Source organism: Anaerolineae bacterium (assembly GCA_014360855.1).
GTDB lineage: Bacteria > Chloroflexota > Anaerolineae > JACIWP01 > JACIWP01 > JACIWP01.
The window spans coordinates 1-4,076 of record JACIWP010000266.1 but is presented as its reverse complement, the minus strand read 5'-3'; the positions used below and the strand labels follow the sequence as shown (position 1 = coordinate 4,076).

Sequence of the window (4,076 nt, the reverse complement as noted above, 5' to 3'; positions counted from 1 at the left end):
AAAGTCAAAAAGGATTTTCGCTGTATATCGTGAAATAAGGGGTAAACTTTCATACCCTTCTTTGTCCGCGGCGAGGCCGGCCCCCATCCACAAGGGCCAGCTTGACAGTCCACAGCAATGCGCTATCTTATGAGGCGTGACCCTGCGCGAAAAGGAGGTATATACCCACCATGTGGCTGGTCGGAGACGTGGGCGGAACCAAAACATCCCTGGCGATCGTAGATCCATCCGCCGGCCCGCGCCGCTGGGTGCGCGCCGCCACCCTGCCCAGCCGGGATTTCCCCGACCTGGTCAGCCTAGTGCGGGCGTTCCTTGCCCAGGGGAGCGAACGCATCGAACGCGCCTGCTTCGGCGTCGCCGGCCCTGTGCGCGCCGGCCGCGTGCATCTCACAAATCTGAACTGGCTCCTCGACGAACAGGAGCTGGCACGCTCCTTGCAGATCACAGAGGCGGTCCTCATTAACGACCTGGAGGCCATCGCCACCGCTGTCCCACACCTTCTGCCCGATGAACTGCACACGCTGAACGCCGGCCAGCCAGTGCAGCGCTCCGCCATCGCTGTCATCGCTCCCGGCACGGGCCTGGGAGAAGCCTTCCTGACCTGGGACGGCACGCGCTACCGCGCCCATCCATCGGAAGGCGGCCATACCGATTTCGCGCCGCGAGACGCGCTGGAGCTGGAGCTTCTGCGCTTCCTGCTGGAGCGCTTCGACCATGTGAGCTATGAGCGGCTGTGTTCCGGCCAAGGGATGCCCAATATCTATGCCTTTTTGAAGGAGACCGGCCGCGCGGAGGAGCCGGCATGGCTGACCGACCGACTCGCCAGCGCGTCCGACCCCACCCCCATCATCGTGGAGGCCGCGCTGGGAGCAGACCCTCCGCCGATTTGCCAGAAAGCCCTGGAGCTTTTCGTCTCGATACTGGGCGCCGAGGCCGGCAACCTGGCCCTGAAGACCCTCGCCCTGGGCGGCGTGTACGTCGCCGGCGGCATCCCCCCGCGCATCCTGCCCAAGCTGGACGACGGCACTTTCTTGCGCGCCTTCCAGGCCAAGGGCCGGCTCTCGGACATTATGGCCGGCATCCCGGTGCACGTGGTGCTCCAGCCGCAGGCGCCTCTCATCGGCGCCGCATACCGGTTAATGTGACCCCGCCACGCTGTGGACAGCAGGAGGAAACCCGGGAGAAACCGGAACGAGCGGGAATTATTGTTCGTACGCCTCGTCCAGCGCGTGCCCGGCGGCCTTCAGCAGATTGCGCTTCACCCGCGGGTTCAGCGCCTCCAACTGCCGCAGAATGCCGGCCAGGTGTGCGCGCCGCGTATCCTGGCCGCGGGCACAGGTGCTGAGCCGGAACGGAAGCCCCAGTGCCTGAACAAAGGCCGCGATATCCCGCTCCTCCAGCAAATAGAGGGGGCGAATGAGGACAATTTCCCCGCCGAACATCTCCAGCACCGGCGCCATGGTCTCACACTTGCCATGGTACACCAGGTTGAGAAGCGTGGTAACCGCCGCGTCATCGGCATGGTGCGCCAGGGCGACGCGCCGGCACCCCAGCTCCTTCGCCGCAAAGAAGAGCGCCTTGCGCCGGCGCCACGCGCAGTGGAAGCAAGGACCCATCCTCGCCCGCGCCGGCTGGCCAGAGGGCGGTTCCATGGGCACAATGCGGTAGGGAATGCCTAACTGCCGAAACCATGTTTCCAGGCCGGCCGTGTCCGCCTGCCCCTCACAGCCGGCGACCCCAGCAGAGGTCACATGCACCGCCGCCAGCTCCAGACGAGGAAGCCCCTGCCACCGGCGCAGAAGCTCCAGCAGGGCCGCGCTGTCCTTGCCGCCCGATACGGCCACCGCGATGCGCTCGCCCGGCGCGAACAACTGATACAGCCGGTTGGCCCTGGCGACGCCTTTCAGGAGATAAAAGGCCAGGCGGTTCGCGTCCTGCCGGCCGGCATCGTCCCCCATATGCTCGCATCCCCCTCCGGTAATCGCTCGCGCCAGGTATAATAAAATGGCGCATGGCCGGCGTCAAATCGGTGCCAAATCCGGTTGCCCTCCGCCCGCGCCTGTGCTATACTTGGTGCACAGGCAAACAGCCGCGAAGGAGCAGTACCCCATGCTCATCACACACGGCACGCTGATCACTATGGACCCCGGGCAGCCGCTGATCGCGGACGGCGCCCTGCGCATCGCCGGCGACCGCATCGCCGAGATCGGGAACAGCGCAGAACTAGCGGCGCGCTACCCGCACGACGAGGTGCTGGACGCCGGCGGCAGGCTGGTCCTCCCCGGCTTCATCTGTGCCCACACCCATTTCTACGGCGCGCTCTCGCGCGGCATCCCGCCGCGCGGCATCGAGCCGCCGGCGGACCTGCGCGCCAGGTTGGAGAACCTGTGGTGGCGGCTGGATAAGGCCCTGCGGCCCGAGGACATCCGCTCCAGCGTGGAGGTCTGTCTGGTTGACGCTATCCGCCACGGCACCACCACGCTGATTGACCATCATGCCTCGCCGCGCTTCATTGACGGCATCCTCGACCTGATCGCGGAGGTAACCAGCCAGGCCGGCGTGCGCGCCTGCCTGTGCTATGAGGTCTCCGACCGGGACGGCCCCGAGGCCGCCGCGGCCGGCATCCGCGAGAACGCCCGCTTCATCCGCCGCTGTCAGACGAATCCCTCTCCCCTGCTGGCCGGCCTGATGGGACTGCACGCCTCCTTCACCCTTTCGGACAAAACCCTGCAGGAAGCGGTCGAGACCGCGCGCGGGCTGGGCGCCGGCTGTCATATCCACGCCGCCGAGGGGAAGGTGGATGTCTCCGAGACCCTGCGCCGCACCGGCAAACGCGTGCTGGAACGCCTGCAGGCCGCCGGCGTGTTAGGCCCCAAAACCATCGCCGCGCACTGCGTCCATATTGACGATTTTGAGGTGGACATCCTGCGGGAAACCCACACCATGGTGGCGCACAATCCCCGCTCCAACATGAACAATGCGGTCGGGACGGCGCGCGTCCCGCGCTTGCGGCGCGCCGGCATCGTGGTCGGGCTGGGGAACGACGGCTTCTCCAACAACATGCTGGCAGAGATGCAGGCCGCCTTCCTGGTGCATAAGCTGGCGGCGCTGGACCCGCGCCTCATGCCGGCAGAAGAAGTGCTGGACATTGCCTTCGCCGGCGGTCGCGCCATCGCCGGCACCCTCTTCCCTGCCCCGCTGGGAATCCTCCAACCCAACGCGTTCGCGGATGTGATCCTCGTCGAATATCATCCGCGCACGCCGCTGACGGCGGACAATTTCGCCTGGCACCTCATCTTCGGGCAGGATGACATGCAGGTGCATACGACCATCGTCGGCGGGAGGGTGCTGATGCGCGCCGGCGAGCTCCTCACCCTGGACGAAGAACGCATTGCCGCCCAGGCGCGCGAGCGCGCCGCCAAACTCTGGGCTCGATATTAGCGGTAGGGAGGCAAACACAGATGCCGCGGTCCTCATCCTTGTGGAAAAGAGTGAGCGGGCCGGCCAAAATCGGCCTGGCCTTCGGCTTGCTGGGAGCGGTTCTGGCCGCCATCGGCATGTTCCGGGGCTTCGCCCCATTCACCCTGCGCGCCTTCCTGACAGCAGTGCTGATCTCCGGGGTGAGCTGGGGGCTGGTGAGCTGGGCCATCGCCGCGGCCGTCGTTGAAGTGGAAGCGGACACCCATTCAGATGAAGGGCCGGCCCACACCCCAGACCAGCGCTGAAGCCCGCTGGCCCCGTCCCTTCCGGCCGGAGATACTGCGCCTTTCCTCAATCAAAGGAGACCGAGAAAATGGCTGACCTCAGCGTCCATTTCCTGGGAATGACCTTCCGCAACCCGGTGCTCCCTGCCGCCGGCCCCCCAGGCTGGAACGGCGAGGCCCTGCGCCGATGCGCGGAGGGCGGCGCCGGCGCCCTGGTCACCAAGACCATCTCCGACACCGCCGCACAGGTGCCCCATCCCAATATGGCCCAGGTCCCCGGCGGCTTCCTCAACACCGAACTCTGGTCGGAGCTTCCTCCCGAGCAGTGGTTCGAAAAGGAACTGCCCCTCGCCCGGGAGCTGGGACTGCCCC

General features: G+C 66.5%; 5 protein-coding genes. 4 read left to right on the top strand and 1 reads right to left on the bottom strand.

Features of this window, described 5'->3' with window-relative positions:
• The first annotated feature begins 170 nt into the window (after positions 1–170).
• Positions 171–1,145: a glucokinase gene (glk, locus tag H5T60_12365; GenBank protein ID MBC7243227.1), complete on the top strand. Its 975-nt coding sequence runs from the start codon at positions 171–173 to the stop codon at positions 1,143–1,145.
• A 57-nt stretch (positions 1,146–1,202) separates the two neighbouring features.
• On the opposite strand, the gene H5T60_12360 is transcribed toward glk, so the two are convergent.
• Complete coding sequence (locus H5T60_12360) at positions 1,203–1,958, bottom strand: hypothetical protein (protein ID MBC7243226.1); 756 nt, start codon at positions 1,956–1,958, stop codon at positions 1,203–1,205.
• A gap of 151 nt (positions 1,959–2,109) precedes the next feature.
• Here H5T60_12360 and ssnA point away from each other — a divergent pair, with 151 nt between their 5' ends.
• The 3 genes from ssnA to H5T60_12345 all read left to right on the top strand — a co-directional run.
• Positions 2,110–3,441, top strand: a complete 1,332-nt coding sequence (gene ssnA / locus H5T60_12355) for a putative aminohydrolase SsnA (protein MBC7243225.1) — start codon at positions 2,110–2,112, stop codon at positions 3,439–3,441.
• Between the two features lie 38 nt (positions 3,442–3,479).
• A complete protein-coding gene (locus H5T60_12350) occupies positions 3,480–3,725 on the top strand; it encodes a hypothetical protein (protein ID MBC7243224.1) in 246 nt (81 codons plus the stop codon).
• Positions 3,726–3,793: 68 nt separating this feature from the next.
• Positions 3,794–4,076: diguanylate cyclase (locus H5T60_12345; protein ID MBC7243223.1), on the top strand; the 283-nt coding region annotated here is incomplete at its 3' end.

Bases quoted from the DNA above. Each gene is read 5' to 3' on its own strand.
- glk (MBC7243227.1), top strand. From the start codon at position 171: ATGTGGCTGGTCGGAGACGTGGGCGGAACCAAAACATCCCTGGCGATC.
- H5T60_12360 (MBC7243226.1), bottom strand. From the start codon at position 1,958: ATGGGGGACGATGCCGGCCGGCAGGACGCGAACCGCCTGGCCTTTTAT.
- ssnA (MBC7243225.1), top strand. From the start codon at position 2,110: ATGCTCATCACACACGGCACGCTGATCACTATGGACCCCGGGCAGCCG.